At 48.9% G+C, this 17,691-nt stretch carries 12 protein-coding genes; 8 read left to right on the forward strand and 4 right to left on the reverse strand.

Annotation, left to right across the window (positions count from 1 at the left end):
• Positions 1 to 19 precede the first annotated feature (19 nt).
• On the forward strand, positions 20 to 1,129 hold the full coding sequence (locus N5E87_RS15525; protein ID WP_011623632.1) for an anhydro-N-acetylmuramic acid kinase: 1,110 nt from the start codon (positions 20 to 22) through the stop codon (positions 1,127 to 1,129).
• Positions 1,130 to 1,138: 9 nt separating this feature from the next.
• On the opposite strand, the gene N5E87_RS15530 is transcribed toward N5E87_RS15525, so the two are convergent.
• On the reverse strand, positions 1,139 to 3,289 hold the full coding sequence (locus tag N5E87_RS15530) for a winged helix-turn-helix domain-containing protein (protein WP_086903124.1): 2,151 nt from the start codon (positions 3,287 to 3,289) through the stop codon (positions 1,139 to 1,141).
• 310 nt (positions 3,290 to 3,599) lie between these two features.
• On the opposite strand from N5E87_RS15530, the gene N5E87_RS15535 reads away from it, so the two are divergent.
• Positions 3,600 to 6,008, forward strand: a complete 2,409-nt coding sequence (locus tag N5E87_RS15535) for a prolyl oligopeptidase family serine peptidase (protein WP_086903123.1) — start codon at positions 3,600 to 3,602, stop codon at positions 6,006 to 6,008.
• A 602-nt stretch (positions 6,009 to 6,610) separates the two neighbouring features.
• On the opposite strand, the gene N5E87_RS15540 is transcribed toward N5E87_RS15535, so the two are convergent.
• On the reverse strand, positions 6,611 to 9,634 hold the full coding sequence (locus tag N5E87_RS15540) for a TonB-dependent receptor (protein WP_279775380.1): 3,024 nt from the start codon (positions 9,632 to 9,634) through the stop codon (positions 6,611 to 6,613).
• Positions 9,635 to 10,321: 687 nt separating this feature from the next.
• Here N5E87_RS15540 and aqpZ point away from each other — a divergent pair.
• The 3 genes from aqpZ to N5E87_RS15555 all read left to right on the forward strand — a co-directional run bounded on the left by aqpZ (position 10,322) and on the right by N5E87_RS15555 (position 12,029).
• Entirely contained in the window at positions 10,322 to 11,017 is a 696-nt protein-coding gene (gene aqpZ, locus N5E87_RS15545; protein WP_086903121.1) for an aquaporin Z, read from the forward strand.
• A gap of 156 nt (positions 11,018 to 11,173) precedes the next feature.
• Complete coding sequence (locus N5E87_RS15550) at positions 11,174 to 11,554, forward strand: DUF2750 domain-containing protein (RefSeq protein WP_011717908.1); 381 nt, start codon at positions 11,174 to 11,176, stop codon at positions 11,552 to 11,554.
• Positions 11,555 to 11,573: 19 nt separating this feature from the next.
• The gene (locus N5E87_RS15555) at positions 11,574 to 12,029 is read left to right on the forward strand and encodes a hypothetical protein (protein ID WP_086903120.1); all 456 of its coding nucleotides are present in this window, start codon (positions 11,574 to 11,576) and stop codon (positions 12,027 to 12,029) included.
• A 126-nt stretch (positions 12,030 to 12,155) separates the two neighbouring features.
• Here N5E87_RS15555 and erpA read toward each other — a convergent pair whose 3' ends face one another.
• Together erpA and N5E87_RS15565 are read right to left on the reverse strand one after the other, a co-directional pair.
• Positions 12,156 to 12,506, reverse strand: a complete 351-nt coding sequence (gene erpA, locus N5E87_RS15560; RefSeq protein ID WP_011623639.1) for an iron-sulfur cluster insertion protein ErpA — start codon at positions 12,504 to 12,506, stop codon at positions 12,156 to 12,158.
• A complete protein-coding gene (locus N5E87_RS15565) occupies positions 12,499 to 13,305 on the reverse strand; it encodes a DUF6776 family protein (RefSeq protein ID WP_086903119.1) in 807 nt (268 codons plus the stop codon). The genes erpA and N5E87_RS15565 overlap by 8 nt, the downstream gene beginning before the upstream one ends.
• Positions 13,306 to 13,379: 74 nt before the next feature.
• Here N5E87_RS15565 and N5E87_RS15570 point away from each other — a divergent pair, with 74 nt between their 5' ends.
• From N5E87_RS15570 to hemL, 3 genes are all read left to right on the forward strand, one after another.
• Positions 13,380 to 15,104, forward strand: coding sequence for a chloride channel protein (locus N5E87_RS15570; protein ID WP_086903139.1), 1,725 nt, complete (start codon positions 13,380 to 13,382; stop codon positions 15,102 to 15,104).
• A 191-nt stretch (positions 15,105 to 15,295) separates the two neighbouring features.
• The gene (locus tag N5E87_RS15575; protein ID WP_037427609.1) at positions 15,296 to 16,315 is read left to right on the forward strand and encodes an aspartate carbamoyltransferase; all 1,020 of its coding nucleotides are present in this window, start codon (positions 15,296 to 15,298) and stop codon (positions 16,313 to 16,315) included.
• 26 nt (positions 16,316 to 16,341) lie between these two features.
• Positions 16,342 to 17,634 (forward strand): glutamate-1-semialdehyde 2,1-aminomutase, encoded by a 1,293-nt coding sequence (hemL, locus tag N5E87_RS15580; RefSeq protein ID WP_086903118.1) that lies wholly within the window; start codon positions 16,342 to 16,344, stop codon positions 17,632 to 17,634.
• The last annotated feature ends 57 nt before the right edge of the window (positions 17,635 to 17,691 follow it).

Here is a 17,691-nt window from a genome sequence, read left to right on the forward strand (position 1 = left end):
CGACGGACGGATCCCCTACATGAACAAGGCTTATTATATTGGACTGATGTCTGGCACCAGCATGGACGGCGTTGATGCGGTGTTAGTCGACTTTGCGGGCGAGCAGCCGCAACTTATCGCTACGCACACCGAGGCGATTCCAAGCCATTTGCTTAAGGGATTGCAGCGCTTATGCCTGCCTGGCAATGATGAAATCAACCGCCTTGGTCGCCTTGACCGCAGTGTGGGTAAATTATTTGCCCTCGCCGTCAATAACCTGCTCGCCAAAGCCCAGATAGCCAAAGAAGATATCATTGCCATTGGTAGCCATGGCCAAACCGTGCGCCACATGCCAAACCTTGAGGTAGGTTTTACCCTGCAAATTGGTGACCCAAATACCATTGCAACCGAGACTGGCATCGATGTGATTGCCGATTTTCGCCGTAAAGACATTGCCTTAGGTGGCCAAGGTGCGCCGCTAGTGCCCGCCTTCCACCAGCAAACCTTTGCCCAAGTGGGTAAAAAGCGCGTGATCCTCAATATCGGCGGCATTGCCAATATCACCTATCTGACCGGGAATCGTGAAGAGGTCCTAGGCTTCGACACAGGGCCTGGCAATACGCTGATTGATGCCTGGATCCAGCAAGTGAAAAATGAGCCCTATGACAAAGACGGCGAATGGGCTGCTTCGGGCAACACCGACCAACAGCTATTGGCGCAATTGCTGTCGCACCCTTATTTCTCCCTCGCCTATCCCAAGAGCACAGGGCGTGAATTGTTTAATCAGGCTTGGTTAGAGCAGCAATTATCAGAGTTTAATCAATTGGATGAAGAAGATATCCAATCGACATTACTCGATTTAACCTGCCACAGTATCGCCCGCGATATCCTTAAACTCGCCCCAGTGGGAGAGTTATTTGTCTGCGGTGGCGGTGCCTTTAATACCGAGTTAATGCAGCGCTTAGCGGCGCTACTACCGGATTATCACATCGATACCACCTCAGCACTCGGTGTCGACCCTAAATGGGCCGAAGGCATCGCCTTTGCGTGGCTCGCAATGCGCCACAATTTAGGCTTACCCGCTAACCTACCTGCGGTGACAGGCGCTTCGCGCGAAGCCGTATTAGGCGGACGCTTTAGCGCTAAGTAAAACTCAAACCTACCTAAGTAGCTTGTGTTTAAGCAGTATGATGTCCCGCTGCGGAAAGCCATCGAGTGTCATCATTAAGCGGTTTGACTCCGGAATATGGGTCATGGAGCCAAAGCCGCTTAGGCTAGAGCGGGGAACCCTTAGGAGTGATGTCAGTTGCTGACTGCTCGCATCCCAAAAATTCAGCCGCTGCTCATTACCATTGCTCGATTTAAAATACACTCCGTGTGCAGTAAGCACCCAGTTATTGCCCGCACGAAACACCTTCCCCGGGATAATCTCTTGCACCTGTTCGGGCTGCGTGAGGTCAATCTGCCAGAGTCCATTCATTCCATAGCGACTAAATACAAATTCGTTGGCCGATTTTGCAAAGCCCACCGCCATACTCAGCGGACTAATCACCTTAGGCGCACTATTGTCCAAATGGAATTCTGTGATGCCATCGCTGGTTGATGCCAACACCGCCGTCCCCTGCCAATTCCAGCTGGGGCGGCCATGATTGTGATAACTCGAGGCTAAGGCGGTAATGTTCTTATTGGTTAAATCTAAAATAAAAATACGATTACCTTCGTTGCGATCGTCGGGGGCGATAAAAGCGATTTTGCTACCATCGGGGGACCAACGCGGATAAGCGACACGCGACTTAAGCTGGGTGTGTTGCTCCAGCTTTTGCCCTTTGGCATCCGAAGTCCAAATCTCGTTATAGTCCGTATCGCTGGAGACAAATACTATCCGTTTCGCCTCAGGGGAATAATCGGGATTGCGGTGGCTAATGCCGGAATACAGCAGCGGAAACAAGCTGCCGGGCACGGATTCACCGAGAGAAAAATACGCCATCTGGAATTGACGACGATACTGGTGATAAACCAGCTCGCCCTCATCGGATACGCTACTGGGATAGCTCATGCCCTCCACATCGAGTGGGCGAATATGGGCCGTTTCAATATCGATAGTAAAGCCGTTGCGACTGCCGGAATCTTCGGTGGCAAAAACCAGCGACTGGCTATCAGGCGTCCAACTCAAGCCGCGAATATCTTCTAGCCCATGGGTTAAACGTGTTTCATTGGCACTGGCTAAGTCGCGGATAAAAATATCCTCAGAGATATTACTAAAGCGCCTCGCTATCGCGAGCCAGCGACCATCAGGGCTAAAGGCTAAATCTCTATCCTCATAATTACACTGGCTTTCGCAGGATAATCTTTCAGCCTTAGCGTCCGCATTTGCCAAAGCTAAACGGTAAATCCCCCCCACTTTATCCGCCTCATGGGAGGAAATATAAGCAAGATATTGACCGTCGGGGGATATATCGATGGCCGCCATATCGCTACTACAGGGCGCTAAGGCAAGGGTCTCGTTGGTCGCAAGAGTCAACTGAGTGATATGACATTTCCCCGTGCCATGGGTACGGGAGGCAAAAAATAACTTAGTGTCATCTAAGCTCCACACTGCGCGAAGCTCTGCCGATGTGGAAGGCGTTAACTGGCGGGCGGGGACATCTTCACGTTTAAAATCTTTAAGATACAGACTGGATGTCACTCCGGGGCGACTCGCACCATACACAAGCCAACGCCTATCGTGGGACAGCTTAGGGTAACGCTCAGAGCCCGGATCCCGCGTAAGCACTGTGATTTGGGTTTCCGTCATCCGCTGTTTATCTTGATACAGATGCACACCCATAAAGAGACCGGCCACTAGCATGACCGCCCCCATCAAACTCGCCATCCAATACAGGCGTCGTGTGGTGTGCTGTAACTTCGCCTCTGTGGTCTGCAGTTTATCGTCATCAGTCTCATCGGCAATGTCATACACCGGCGGTAATAACAAGCGATAACCGGCTTTACGCACGGTTTCAATCACGCCGCCTTCAAGCTCCAGTGGCGATAATTGTTGACGTAAATGCCAAATAGCATTCGTGAGTGCCTTAGTGCCAACGTAAGCATTGCCTTCCCAGACTTTATCGATCAGCTCGTCACGGGTCACAACATGAGGATGACGCAGGGCGAGATAGCTAAGCACTTCAATAAACTTAGGTTGAAGTGACACCTTAGCCGATTCCTGTTGAGCACTTTCCTGCCCCTGCGTTTGAAATGAAATTGAGTTATCGGAAGGGTCAATACGACAACTTCCTAAGCAAAAACTCAACTTACTCTTATCCTTCATTTTTTCTCACACCTGCGTTATTCATCTTTTTATGGTTAGGGTAATGAGTACAACATCTTGGCTAGATACTACCTAAGACTGAGCCTGGTTAGCAAACGAATGATTTAAACTAACTATTTAAAATTCAAAACATTAGCATGCAAAAAATCTAAAATAGAGATTTAAACAATATAGAAACGAGCCAAAGCAGATTGCGACCAAGCAACAGATTGATTACAACTGCATGACCAATAACAACATAAACCTCAACGTCTTACACCTGTTTACCAATGCGTAGTGCGGGCGTGAGTCACATCTTAGGGACCTAGATATGCTTCGCTTTGCCTTGATTTGCATCGGCATGATGTTGTGCCCGCTGTTTGCCCCAAAAACCTTAGCGCAGGACTACCAGAAACCGTCTCCCGCATTACAGCAAACCATCAGCCACAGTAGCAATCTCACGACTCGACTCTCAAACGATCATCAATGGCTGGCATTACTCAGCCCGATTTCGGCGCCGAGCATTGCCACGCTGGCCCAGCCAGAGCAAAAGTTGGCAGGATTACGTATCGCCGCCGAGCAATATTTACCGAGTCGCATCACCCAGCGCTACCACCAACTCAGGCTGATTAATATTCAAGACAAGCGGCAGCGGCTGATAAGCTTGCCCGGTGGCTACGATATCACCGAGCTGCAATTTTCCCCTGACAGTCGCTACCTCTCCTATGTAAGCCTAACGCCAGAGGGCGGTTACTTATATGTTTACAACCTCGCTCAAGATAGCCACAAGCGCCTGTCAGACAACCGATTGAATGGCACGATTAGCCTTGATTATCAGTGGGCTAACAATAGCAACCTGCTCGCTCGCTTTGTGTTAGCCTCCAATGCCAACACAAGCATGGCTCAGGCCGTTTACGCACCGAAAACCAAGGAAACCTCGGGCAAACAAAGCCCACAGCGCACCTATCAAGACTTATTGAAAACCAGCGCCGACAAACAACGCTTTAGCCAACTGACAACCAGTCAATTGGCCCGAGTGGATTTAGATGGCAAGCTGACAACTATCGCTGCGCCGGGTATTTTTGAGGATTTTTCGGTGTCACCCGATGGGCGCTATATTTTAACCCATCAGCTGACCACGCCCTTCTCAACCCAAGTAAAGTATTATGATTTTCCAACCTTAACAGAGATTTATAATCTTGATGGCCAACGCATAACGCAACTGCACCACAGCCAGAGTGGAGAATCAAAGCCCCAAGGAAGAGACTCAGTGCTCCCAGGCCCACGCCAGTTCCATTGGGTTCAAGGGCGAAGCGCAACCTTAGCCTTTACCGAGGCTCTAGATCAGGGCGATAGCCAGCAAGAGTCGCCGCTACGGGACAGTCTATGGCAACTCGATGCCCCCTTTACCCAAAAGGCCAAACTCATCGCCAAAACCCCTTGGCGGATCATCGATATCGACTGGGCGGAGAACAACATCGCCTTATTGACACAGCGCAATAGCAAAGCACAGTTACTGCGACTGAGTAGCCTAGATACCCGCCTTGGAGAAAGTAGCCTACAGACGTTGAACGAGCGTAATCTGCGCGATAAATATCAAGAGCTTGGAACATTCTCCAGAGAATATACCCAAGGCAAAGGGCATGTGATCCGCCTGCAGCAGGCGCAAACCGCTGGGCTTATTCACTACGGCCAAGGTGCATCGCCACAGGGGGATAAGCCTTTCTTAAAGCGCACCTCATTACTGACGGGTGAGTCGTCACTGCTTTGGCAATCGCCAGCCCAGCAATTAGAGTCGGTGCGCTACGTGCTCAATCTTGAGCCCTTACAGCTGATTATTAACCGTGAAAGCCCGACTGAAGCCCCAAGCCTTGTCTTAATCGATGGTGCTAAAGAAAGTGTGCTCTACCAACAGGCCGATGAACTGAGTGCGTATAGGGGAATGCAGAAGCAGCTTATCACCTACAAAAGAGCCGATGGCGTGCCCCTGTCTGGCACTCTCTACTTACCCGCCAATTACACCAAGGAGCAAGGCACCCTACCCGTGTTAATGTGGGCCTATCCGCGGGAATTTAACGATCCCGATGTCGCGGGCCAAATTAGCTTTAGCGCCAATCAATATCCCAGCATCAGCCCAAGGGGCCCAATCCCATTAGTCGCCGAAGGCTTTGCAGTGTTTGATAAAGTCTCTATGCCCATCATCGCTCAAGGGGATAAAGAGCCCAATGACAGCTTTCGCGAGCAACTCGTTGCCAACGCACAGGCGGCTATCGATACCTTGGTAGATTTAGGAATTGCCGATCGCAAACAGATCGCCGTGGGCGGGCATTCCTACGGGGCCTTTATGGTGGCAAACTTGCTCGCCCATACGGATTTGTTTTATGCGGGTATTGCCCGAAGCGGTGCCTATAATCGCAGCCTCACTCCTTTTGGGTTTCAAAATGAGGAGCGTTACTACTGGCAAGCCAATGATATTTATCAGCAAATGTCACCGTTTAATTACGCCGATAACATCAAATCACCCTTGCTATTAGTTCACGGTGAGATGGATCAAAACTCAGGCACTTTCCCGCTGCAATCTGAGCGTTTGTTCGATGCCATTCAAGGCCTTGGCGGTAAAGCAAGATTAGTTATCCTGCCATTTGAAGGACACAGTTATGCGGCTAAGGAATCCCTAGAACACTTGCTCTGGGAACAAAGCCAGTTCTTAAAGGCAAATCTGTCGTCCACGAACCTGTGAGCCAAAAAGCTAAATAACACTTAGCATTCCACATGTACATCCCATCAAAGGATTGGCGGCATAACAAGCCGCCAATCGCTTAACAAGTTACTGCTATCACTTATCCCTAAATATTGTGTTCATTCAGTATTCAAGAGAGTATCTCCCCCTCACTGATGCATTGAGCCTCTGTATCTTTAGCCTTTGTCTCTTAGAGCTTTTGACTCTTAGGTCTTTTGACTATTCCCCGTTAGTCGATTGACTTTATGTTCTGTTTTTCTCACTCAAAGCACCCGTAGAGCATTCGCCTATGTGAGGAGCTTATATGTAGCACGCGAGCAAGGTTCTTGTGTTAAACACCTTTGTTAAGTAATTGTTTTAAAAATTAATCTAAACACCAGAGTTAAGAATTTAAGTTAATTACCGTAGTCTAAAACGAGTAAAAGCTGAGTATCAGTCTCTCCAGTTTATGGCTTGCTACGTGCACCAAACCTATTGCGTCGAACTTATTGCGATGAACTGATTGATATGCGCATCTAACGGTGATTGGCAATAAAAAAACCGCATGCAGGGAGCCACATGCGGTTGAGCAAACTTAAGTGGTTAGTATCAATTCAACGATATTAGAACTTAAGCTCTGCACCTAGGTAGGCATAGCGACCAACACCACCGCCATAGGCGCTGCTGTAGTTACCATTACCTGTTTCGACTAAATCACCAGTATCGGCCACCCAAGGACCCTGATTGTCGAAAATATTACGCACACCGCCGTATAAACGTAATTCAGCCTGACTCACGTCCATAGTGTAAGACACCGACAAATCGTGGGTGATATACGAGCTGTAGAATAGGAATGCCGGCGTTTCTGGATTGGCTACCGCACTGGTATCGCCAGCATCGAGTTTGGCTTGGTTTTCGGCTTTCAGCACGTTCCACTCTTCAACTCTATCGTGGCTATCGACCATGGCGCTCTTATACTTAGCGCTCCAACGTACACGCCAATCATCATTGCTCCAGGTTAATGAAATGGCACCTCTGTCCTCAAAAATCCCGCTGGCAAGCTCACCCACGTAGTCATCTTCAACTAAACCATCGGCGCCGTAGTAGCTAGTGCTGAATTCCAACACATGGGTCCAATTCGTTTTTAAGCTGAGCTCACCGTAACCGTCTAATTGCCACTCGTAGGCCATGGCGATATCAACACCACGGGTGACAATGTCATTTAGGTTCTGTTCCTGTTGGATAACCTGGGTGATTTGCCCTTCAGTATCGCGGCTGATGACCTGACAGTACTCGTTATCGGCGCCATAGGGATTACTAGAGTTATAACATTCGGCCAGAATATCCTCGTTGCTTAGTGAACCAATGGCATCGGTAACTTTGATATCGTAATAATCGACCGCCAGATTAAAGCCTTCGAGGAAGGCTGGCGCCATGGTAAAGCCTAAGGTATAGGTATCCGCGGTTTCCTCAGTGAGGTTTTCATTACCGGCGTTCGGCGAATATTTAGAACCGCCCTCATCCTCAAAGATACCGTTAGTCGCAATTGCGGCTGCAATACCAGGGTCTTGGCGACAACTATCATGTCCCGCCCCTGTTGAGGTTGCTGTTACCCCATCACAAATATCGCGAATACTATCGTAATCTCCACGGGGTGGAGAGATAAGCTCAGTAATATTCGGCGCACGTTGCGAACGAGAGTAGTTAGCACGTAGTGCATAGTTGGCAATAGGCTCCCACAGGATACCCGCACGATAGCTCGACATTAAGTCGATGTTTTTCTGACTGTAATCGGCAAGACGTAATGACAAGTCTAGGTCGAGCCTATTAGCAAAAGCCTCATCCCTTAACAAAGGAAGATTCGCTTCACCAAAGGCTTCCCATACGGTCACATCCCCTTCAAAGGGCGGCACATCGTTAAACGTTATCGCATCGCCACGCATCGCTTTATCGGTATCGACGGCTTGAGTATCACGGCGATATTCGACCCCGAATGCCGATTGCACACCACCCGCGGGCAATTCAAACAATTCGCCTGAGATAAATCCTAAGGCATTAAATTGCGTGATATCCGTGTTGATATAGGGATTGGCACGGATATAGTCCGCCCCTTCCTTACTGATTGAACCTTCACCAAAGATATTGACGGGAACACAGCCCTCGGCCCTTGCCTCTTCACTGGCACATTGGATAGTCACACCGTCGGCGGCGTATTCAGCATCCAGAGCATATTGCAGACGACGAATACTGATCTCATTGCTGCGACGCTGACGCTGTTCAAACTTACCGTAACCCAGTGAGGCATCCCAGGTCCAAGTTTCAAATAAGTTGCCCTGCAATCCCGCCCAAGTACGCAAAGTAGTACGCTCGTTATCGCTCTCAACGGGCCCAACTTCTTGGAAGCGGCGATCCCAAGTGATGCTCTTGCCTGCTGTTGCAGCAATTTCGGCTGGCACATAAGGATTGTTTGGTGAAATATTGCCCGCAGCAATAGTGCCAGGAAGCCCCGTTACAGGGTCGATATAAAGTTCAGTGTCGTTATAGTCTTGGCCTTCGGCATCGGTACGACGAAACGCGTTATTGCGGCTAAACTGCACTTGCACATTCGCGCGCACATCGTCACTGAGGTCATAGTTCATTTTGACCGCCGCGGCCAAGGTATCCTCAGGGACCTTTAATAAACCTGTGGTGTAACCGTTATAACCATCACGCTCTTCTTTAAAATCGGTTTTAAGCTCAGTGCCATCGTACCACCAAGAGTTTGATTTAAAGCGGCCACCGACGATGTCATTACTGCGTTCGCGCCAATCGTCTCGGGTAATATCGCGCATACACTGGTCGCCATCGACAGTGTTCATGGCATTACACATTTGCTTTTCATCGTAGGCAAAACTTGACTCGTACAGGGCTCTCTCCCTGTCGGTCGCAAATAACCCATGTTGCTTATCGTAGGTCGCACTGGCGAAGATATAACCTTTATCGCCATTAAAATCAGTGCCATAACCTACATCGACTGTGGTTTCACGACCACCACCTTCGGTGGTTTCGCCGCCACGGGCGTTAATCTCAAAGCCCGTCTTGTTCTGTTGAGTGATAATGTTCACCACCCCAGCAATCGCATCGGAACCATAGACAGCCGACGCCCCGCCAGTAATGATTTCGACCTTATCGACCATAGCGGCAGGAATGGTGCTTAAGCTGACATAGTTACCGCTATAACTGTTTGATACTACGCGGCGTCCATCGATCAAGGTTAGAGTGCGGTCTGTACCTAGGTTACGTAAATCAATGGTTGAAAGACCCGTATTTTGCACGCTCGATTGGCTATTTGTACTGCTAACGCCTTCTGCTAATGCAGGAATTTGGTCAACTAGAATATCCGCCAATGATCCAATACCGCTATCGGCGATATCTTTCGCATCTAGGCCCTGCAGTGGAGTGCTAAGTGAAAAGCTGTCACGCTTAATCCGCGAGCCCGTGACTGTCACTTTTTCGATGCTTTCTTGTTTATCCGCTACCTCGACTTCAACTCGATTAGCGCTTTCATTCACCGCATTCACTTCAATCGTATCGGCAGCCCATGCTACCGAAGGAGCAATGCCAAACATCGAAGCTTGGATTGCCAAGGTCAATAATTTCTTCTTCATCCTTCCCACCTTCACTTTTACAGCGCAAGCCATTCTTGTTGTTATTTGGAGCTGTTACTTGTTATCGCCAAAAGTGCATTTATCGCTGCGATGTATCGTCAAACCCGTAGGCTTGCCAATCAGCAACAGCAAGAAAACACAATTAACATTTCAGCAACCAAAACGTTGTACTTTGCCGAGTGAAGGGCAGCAACGATATGCCACTCGTTTCTTTGCCCGTTTTATATCTATTAAATATCTATTCTTTAATTTTCAGTAAATTAACCACATAAAAAGAGAATAAACCGACTATTGAATCCTCAAGATACATCGCAGCCCCCCCAATACCAACTGCTTTTCATCAATACGACCTTGGTAAATAACCAACTAAAATGACGAATGTGCCCAAAATAAGCCGCTCATTGGCGCATTAAGCCACGTATCAAAAATGCACAATGTAAAAATCCATCTATGCTTGATCACAGTTGTGTCATCTAAACTCGCTAAAGTGATTGTTAACTAAGCAGTAAATACACAACAGACTCACTGTCAGGGCCGAACAAGGCCTGCACACTCTGGGCGCGCAAACACATCAATTAAGGGAATGGTTATTTATCTAGCTCGACTTAACCAGCAAGATAAACAAAGGTTTATGCAAAGAATGCGATGCGCATGTCGGCATAAATCGTCTGAATAGGAAATCAATCAATGAATATGTCACAAAAAATGGCGGCAGAATTTTTGGGCACTCTGTGGCTCGTTCTCGGCGGCTGCGGCAGCGCCGTTCTGGCGGCTGCCTTTCCAGAAGTTGGGATAGGCTTACTCGGGGTGGCGTTAGCCTTTGGTTTAACGGTTCTGACGATGGCGTTCGCCATTGGTCATATTTCAGGTTGCCACTTAAACCCCGCCGTATCCTTTGGACTCTGGGCTGGCGGGCGTTTTCCGGCATCGGAACTGCTGCCTTATATCATTGCCCAAGTGGCGGGCGGTATTGTCGGTGCAGGCATATTGTACGCCATCGCTTCAGGGCAAGAAGGTTTTAGTCTCGCGGCGGGCTTTGCTTCTAACGGCTTTGGCGAACATTCGCCCGGCGGTTACAGCATGATGTCGGTGTTGATCTGCGAAATCGTGATGACTTTGTTCTTCCTATTGGTGATTTTAGGGGCGACCGATGAGCGAGCACCTAAAGGCTTTGCGCCCATTGCGATTGGTCTGTGTTTAACTCTTATCCACTTGATCAGCATTCCCGTGTCAAACACCTCGGTCAACCCGGCCCGCAGTACTGGCCCTGCGCTGTTTGTCGGCGATTGGGCCGTTTCGCAACTGTGGATTTTCTGGGTCGCTCCTATCCTTGGTGCCATTCTCGCCGGCGTGATTTACCGTTATTTCAACGCAGCTAAGTAATTCCCCCGCGAGCAACAGCGCCCTCGCGGCGCTGTTGTGCTTTTTCAAACCCCGCTCTAATGTTACCATCTTGCCAACTGGTGAGTTTTGCTGTGCTGACGCTATACATGAGTCGCACGACAGGCTTCGCCCTATTCACGCATAAGAGATATTTTCATGAGCAAGACTGTTAAAACCTTTGCAGAAGCCGCTGGCATGACTCCAGAAGGTCGTTACGATTACCTCGTTGAACAAGTTAAACAACACAAAGTGTTATGGACACTACAGGACCAAGATGGTTGCGTCATGCTGACCACAGAAGATGAAGATTGCATCCCAATGTGGCCAACCGAAGAAGCGGCCGAGTCATGGGCCGTCGATGACTGGAGTGACTGCCAAACCTTAGCGATTCCCTATGATGAATGGCATGAAAGATGGGTTCCTGGCATGGAAGAAGACGATCTGTTCGTGGCCGTATTCCCTGTACAGGATGACTTAGGAGTGGTCATTCCACCCTATGAATTAGATCAACGTTTAGTCACTAAACAAAGCCACTAATCCACAAGGGCAAACCACAATGTCGCTGAACGAGCAAGAATCCTCTTTGGCAACACAGGCTACGCCGCCCTTGGCTAAAGCCCGTTTACCTAAACGCTTAATTGCCTTGCTGCTACTCTATGTCGCAGCATCGGTAAGCGGCTTAATTGCTAAACAAGGGGTACTCTTCTGCCTGTTAACCCTATTGATGGTGCTCGGGATTATCGGTCGCCAAAAGGCTGGGTTGATAATGCTAAGGGGTTACACCTTAGTGCAATTGGCGCTAGTTAGCATGTTACCTGTGATCCTTTATGATCCTGATAACCTAGTCGCAGGGCCCACCACAGTGCATCTTGGCGAGTGGCAAGAAAAGCTCCCCGATTACGTGATTTTTATCGTGTTAATTGTCTTATCTTTATTGCAGGTGTGGGTGGCATTCGATAAGAAAGTGAAGGCTTGGTTTAAACCCAAGCTTAATCTGAATATTATGAATTAACTCCAAAGCAACGCGCCTACGCCTTGCTTTGCCAATACTAGCAGCACAGGAAAGACCAACAAAAAAGCCGTCATCTCGACGGCTTTTTTATCTTCTATATCAGTTCACTACATTCGTAGAACAAACTTATACAGAGAAACTTGCGCCACAACCACAAGTCGTTGTCGCATTCGGGTTCTTCACAAAGAAACGCGAACCTTCGAGGCCAGAAGTGTAATCCACTTCACCGCCAACGAGGTATTGTAAGCTCATGGGATCGACGACCAATTGGACGCCTTGCTTCTCAACGGTGAAGTCACCTTCGTTGACCTTTTCATCAAAGGTAAAGCCGTACTGAAATCCAGAACAACCACCACCCGTCACGTACACACGTAGTTTAAGTGCAGGATTTTGCTCTTCTTCCAACAAGCCTTTCACCTTAGCGGCTGCCGCATCGGTAAATTTGATAGGCATTGCTGCGTCAGCTTGATCAGTCATTACTACCTCTTACATCAGTTTTCTGGGGCAAATTATCCGTTACCTGACTATTTTGTTCAAGTATTACCCGCGGTTCTTTTTCACCCTGTAAAAGCTCAGGGACACTATAGACATGTTCTGTCTGCGAATTTTTGGTCCAGCGGCTCGAAGGCACCACCACTTTGACTTTGACCTGCACCACATTAAACCCTGCAGGCACAGTAACTTTGGTATCTATGACCTGAAAATAGCGAAAATCAAACTCGAGCTTAGAACCCGTGAGTTTGTTCACACTTAACTCAACGGATTTTCCGTCTTGCACTCCAATGAGGGTGATTTCGGTACGACCTTGAATCGCCTGCTTACGTTTTTGCAGCTGAGTTAAAATCAACTTGAAATTATACTCATCTGCTAGGGCGCCCGGCGTCATTTCTAAGCCGTGAATGGCCACCCCTTCGGCATTGTCATCCGGCGACATAATACTGCGATAAAAGGCTAATTCGTGCTCTAGCTCTTTTTGTTTCTTCATCTGCTGTGCAAACATATCTTGCATTTGCGCATTTGCTTCGCGCTCGACAGATAATTCTAAATTGCGGGTCGCGAGTTCCTGGGTTTGCGTCTCAAGTTCGGCGGTAACACGTTGCAGCTTACCGCCGCCAATATGCTTTACGACGGGCTCGTCACTGTTGAGCACAATAAAGCTCACCCACGCCCCTAACAGAAATGCCACTAAGACTAACGACAATAAATACTTGGTCGATGGACGATACTTTAAATCCATGACTTGCAGCCGATCTAGCCAACGATGATAATTTGGCATTAGGTAACAGCCCCTTATATAAAATACAATCAACTCAAGAACGAGTTCGATACAATACAACTCAGGCCAATGCAGTGCAATTAACGATAAATAAAGCCGCGATTCAAGACGCCATCAGCACAGCTAAAAAGTACTTAACTAACGAGCTGCGTGATCATTTATCCCAAGCCAAGATCAGTGCGCAGTTGTGCTTACTGGCCTTGCTATTCGCCATATTCGCCTCCTGCGTGATCCTGTTGTTTCGACTCTTGCTCCTGTGGGCGAACCATTACACCCAAATCGAGACGCTAGATTTTACGGGTAACATCGCCGACTGGCGAGCACTGTTGCCACTTTTTGGTGCCTTGTTGATCTGGATTGTCGCCAAACTCGGCTCCAAACGTTACAAGCGCATGGGGATTGCCTATGTATTACATAGGGTTAAATTGCACTATGGCAAAATTCCACTGCAATCTGCTGCGGGGCAATTTTTTCAGGCGCTGTTTGCCTTAGGCACTAATTTCTCGGTGGGCCGCGAAGGCCCCGCCATTCACCTCGGCGCCGTAAGTGCCAGTGTTTTAGCCGAAAAATTTAATCTTCCCGACAATAGTGTGCGGATAATGTGCGCCAGCGGCATTGCAGCAGGGATTGCCGCCACCTTTAACGCCCCGCTAGCGGCAGTGATATTTGTACTCGAAGTGATAGTGCGCGAGTACAAGGTGCATTACTTCTTCCCTATTATGCTGTCCGCGATTTGTGGTGCGGTTTCCAGCCAGTTGGTTTTTGGTAATGTGCACGAGTTTGACCGTATTCAGGTTATCCATATTCCATTGGATCATTATCCGATTTTAGCCTTGGGCGGCATTGCACTGGGCTGCGCCGCCGCCTTTTTCAATTACGCGCTCCTTAAAGTCACCGCCACGGGGCAAAACTGGCCACTGATTTATCGACTCTTACTGGCGGGCAGTATCACTACGCTGATTGGCTTAATCTTGCCACAAGCCCTCGGCACTGGGGACTTAGCGATCAGCGAAGCCATCAGCGAGCACCCTAGTTTATTGCTACTCATCGCCCTGCTTGCAGCCAAGATTATCGCCACCATTGCGGCAATCGGGCTTGGGATCCCGGGCGGCTTGATTGGTCCACTCTACGGCATAGGCGCCCTGATCGGTGCCATATTAGCTTTAGTTAGCGCCATTCTATTCCCTTCGATTGCGCCTTACGTCGGCCTCTACACGGTTATCGGCATTACGGCGATGATGGGCGTTTGCCTCAGTGCGCCGCTCGCCGCCCTAGTGGCGCTACTTGAAATGACCAACGATGCCAGTATCATTCTGCCGGCAATGTTTGTGACCATTCCCGCCTTCTTGATTGCCTATCAAGGGTTTAAAACCAACTCTATTTTCTTCAAGCAGTTAGAGATTATGGGCTTAGGTTATAAAGTCGCCCCGGTGAATCTGGCGCTACAGAAAAAAGGCGTGCGCGCCCTGATGGATAAACGATTTGTTATCGTCAACAACAACGACGAGCTGCTGCTCGAAGTGTTAAAACGCGCCGAAGGTCGCCCAGTGTTAGTGCGTAACGCCGATGGGGTGATTGAAATGCTCAGCCTCGAGATGCAATCCTACGATGACAACATCACCCTCTCACGACATCCGATGCAAGGCCTGAGTGACACTAAAACCCTCGATGAGGTGTATAACTTGTTGTCGCCCAAACGCAGTGGTGAGGTATTTATCTACCAAGACACCCCAGACAATGTGGTGGGAGTGGTCAGTTGGTCGAACCTACAGCAGGAAATTCGCTCCGGCCAAGTCTAAGTTCTGCAAAGATGGGCTTAGATTCACAAAATCCTGTATTAGCTGCTTAAAAAATCCATGGGAGGGCGCGGCGACTATTTCGCTGCCCCTGTGCATCTGTTACAATCGCGCCTCAGCCACCCTACATATACACCAGGGCACAAAGCGCGACATTGCACTTTAACGCCCCCTAGCAATTGGAAAACAGGCTGATGAACCAGTTCGAAGGATCTCATATCCTCTCCGTAAACCAGTTAGATCTTGATTCAATCCAAACTATTTTTAATGTTGCCCATCGTATGATGCCCTATGCACTTCGTGAGAAGCGCACTAAGGTGCTCGAAGGCGCCATTTTAGGTAACCTGTTTTTCGAGCCTAGTACCCGTACCCGCGTGAGTTTTGGCTGTGCCTTTAACTTACTCGGCGGCCATGTGCGTGAAACCACAGGCATGGCCTCTTCGTCCTTATCTAAGGGCGAGTCACTGTACGATACCGCACGTGTACTCTCGACCTATTCCGATGTGATTGCGATGCGCCACCCCGACTCTTATTCGGTGAAAGAGTTTGCTGAAGGTAGCCGCGTTCCAGTAATCAACGGTGGTGATGGTTCGAACGAGCACCCGACCCAAGCCCTGCTCGATTTGTTCACCATTCAAAAAGAGTTAGGCCATGCTGGCCGCGGTATCGATGGCATGCATATCGCTATGGTCGGCGACTTAAAATTTGGTCGTACCGTTCATTCCCTGTCGCGCCTACTGTGCATGTACAAGAACATCAGCTTCACACTGATTTCGCCTGCTGAATTAGCAATGCCTGACTATGTGATCTCCGACATTGAAAATGCTGGCCATAGCATCAAAATAACAGACCAGCTTGAAGGCCACTTAGATAAAGCCGACATTCTTTATCTGACCCGCATTCAAGAAGAACGCTTCCCATCCCAGGAAGAAGCGAACAAATACCGCGGTAAATTCCGTTTGAATCGCAGTATTTATACCCAACATTGCAAATCTAACACTGTGATCATGCACCCGCTGCCACGGGATTCGCGTGCGCAAGCTAATGAGTTAGATAATGATTTGAACAGCCATCCTAATCTCGCTATCTTCAGACAGGCGGACAATGGACTGCTAATTCGTATGGCACTGTTTGCATTGACACTCGGGGTTGACTCGCAACTCGAAAAATATGAGTGTCCCGTTAATTGGTATTCACGTAAAGCCGATCGCTAATCGGCTACTTACTTTAAGGACTTAACATGACCCGTTCCGAAGCGCTATTTGAACAGGCTAAAAAAACCATCCCCGGCGGTGTTAACTCTCCGGTTCGTGCATTTAACGGTGTAGGTGGTTCGCCGCTGTTTATTGAAAAAGCCGATGGCGCTTATATTTACGATGCCGATGGTAAAGCTTATATCGACTATGTTGGCTCTTGGGGCCCGATGATCCTCGGCCACAACCATCCAAAAATCCGTGAAGCCGTATTAGCTGCGGTGCACAATGGTCTGTCTTTTGGCGCGCCAACCGAACTTGAAGTGCAAATGGCCGAGAAAGTCATCGCCATGGTGCCTTCTATCGAGCAAGTGCGTATGGTGAGCTCAGGCACTGAAGCCACCATGAGTGCGATTCGTTTAGCGCGCGGTTTTACCAATCGTGACAAGATCTTAAAGTTTGAAGGCTGCTACCATGGCCACGCTGACTGCCTATTGGTTAAAGCTGGTTCTGGTGCTCTAACTTTAGGTCAACCAAGCTCTCCAGGTATTCCTGAAGATTTCGCTAAGCACACCTTGACTGCGGTGTATAACGATCTCGATTCTGTTCGTACGCTGTTCGAGCAATATCCAACTGAGATTGCATGTATCATCATCGAGCCTGTGGCAGGCAACATGAACTGTATCCCACCGATCCCAGGCTTCCTCGAAGGTCTACGCACTATGTGTGATGAGTTCGGTGCGCTGCTCATTATCGACGAAGTGATGACAGGTTTCCGGGTATCTCGAAGCGGTGCACAAGGCCACTATGGCGTTACTCCTGACTTAACCACACTGGGTAAAGTGATTGGCGGCGGCATGCCAGTAGGTGCATTTGGTGGCCGTAAAGAAGTGATGCAGTATATCGCTCCGACAGGTCCTGTGTACCAAGCGGGTACCCTGTCAGGTAACCCAATTGCGATGTCAGCAGGTCTAGCGCAAATGGAAGCCCTGTGTGAAGAAGGTTTATACGAAGCGCTGAGCGCGAAAACCAAACGTATCGCCGAAGGCTTTAAAGCGGCTGCCGACAAACACGGCATCCCAATGGCCATCAACTATGTCGGTGGCATGTTTGGCTTCTTCTTTACTGAACAAGAGCAGATCACGCGCTTCGACCAAGTGACTAAGTGCAATATCGAACACTTCCGCACTTTCTATCACGGCATGTTAGATGAAGGTGTTTACTTAGCACCGAGTGCCTATGAAGCAGGCTTCCTGTCGATGGCCCATGGCGAAGAAGAACTGCGCCTCACGCTAGAAGCGGCAGACCGCGTATTAGCTCGTATGAAAGCGGCAATGTAAGCGAGAGCTTAAAACACTAAGGGACGCATTTGCGTCCCTTTTTATTGCTTGGCGGTT

The sequence above is a fragment of the Shewanella sp. GD03713 genome, assembly GCF_029843705.1.
In the GTDB taxonomy this organism is placed as follows: domain Bacteria; phylum Pseudomonadota; class Gammaproteobacteria; order Enterobacterales; family Shewanellaceae; genus Shewanella.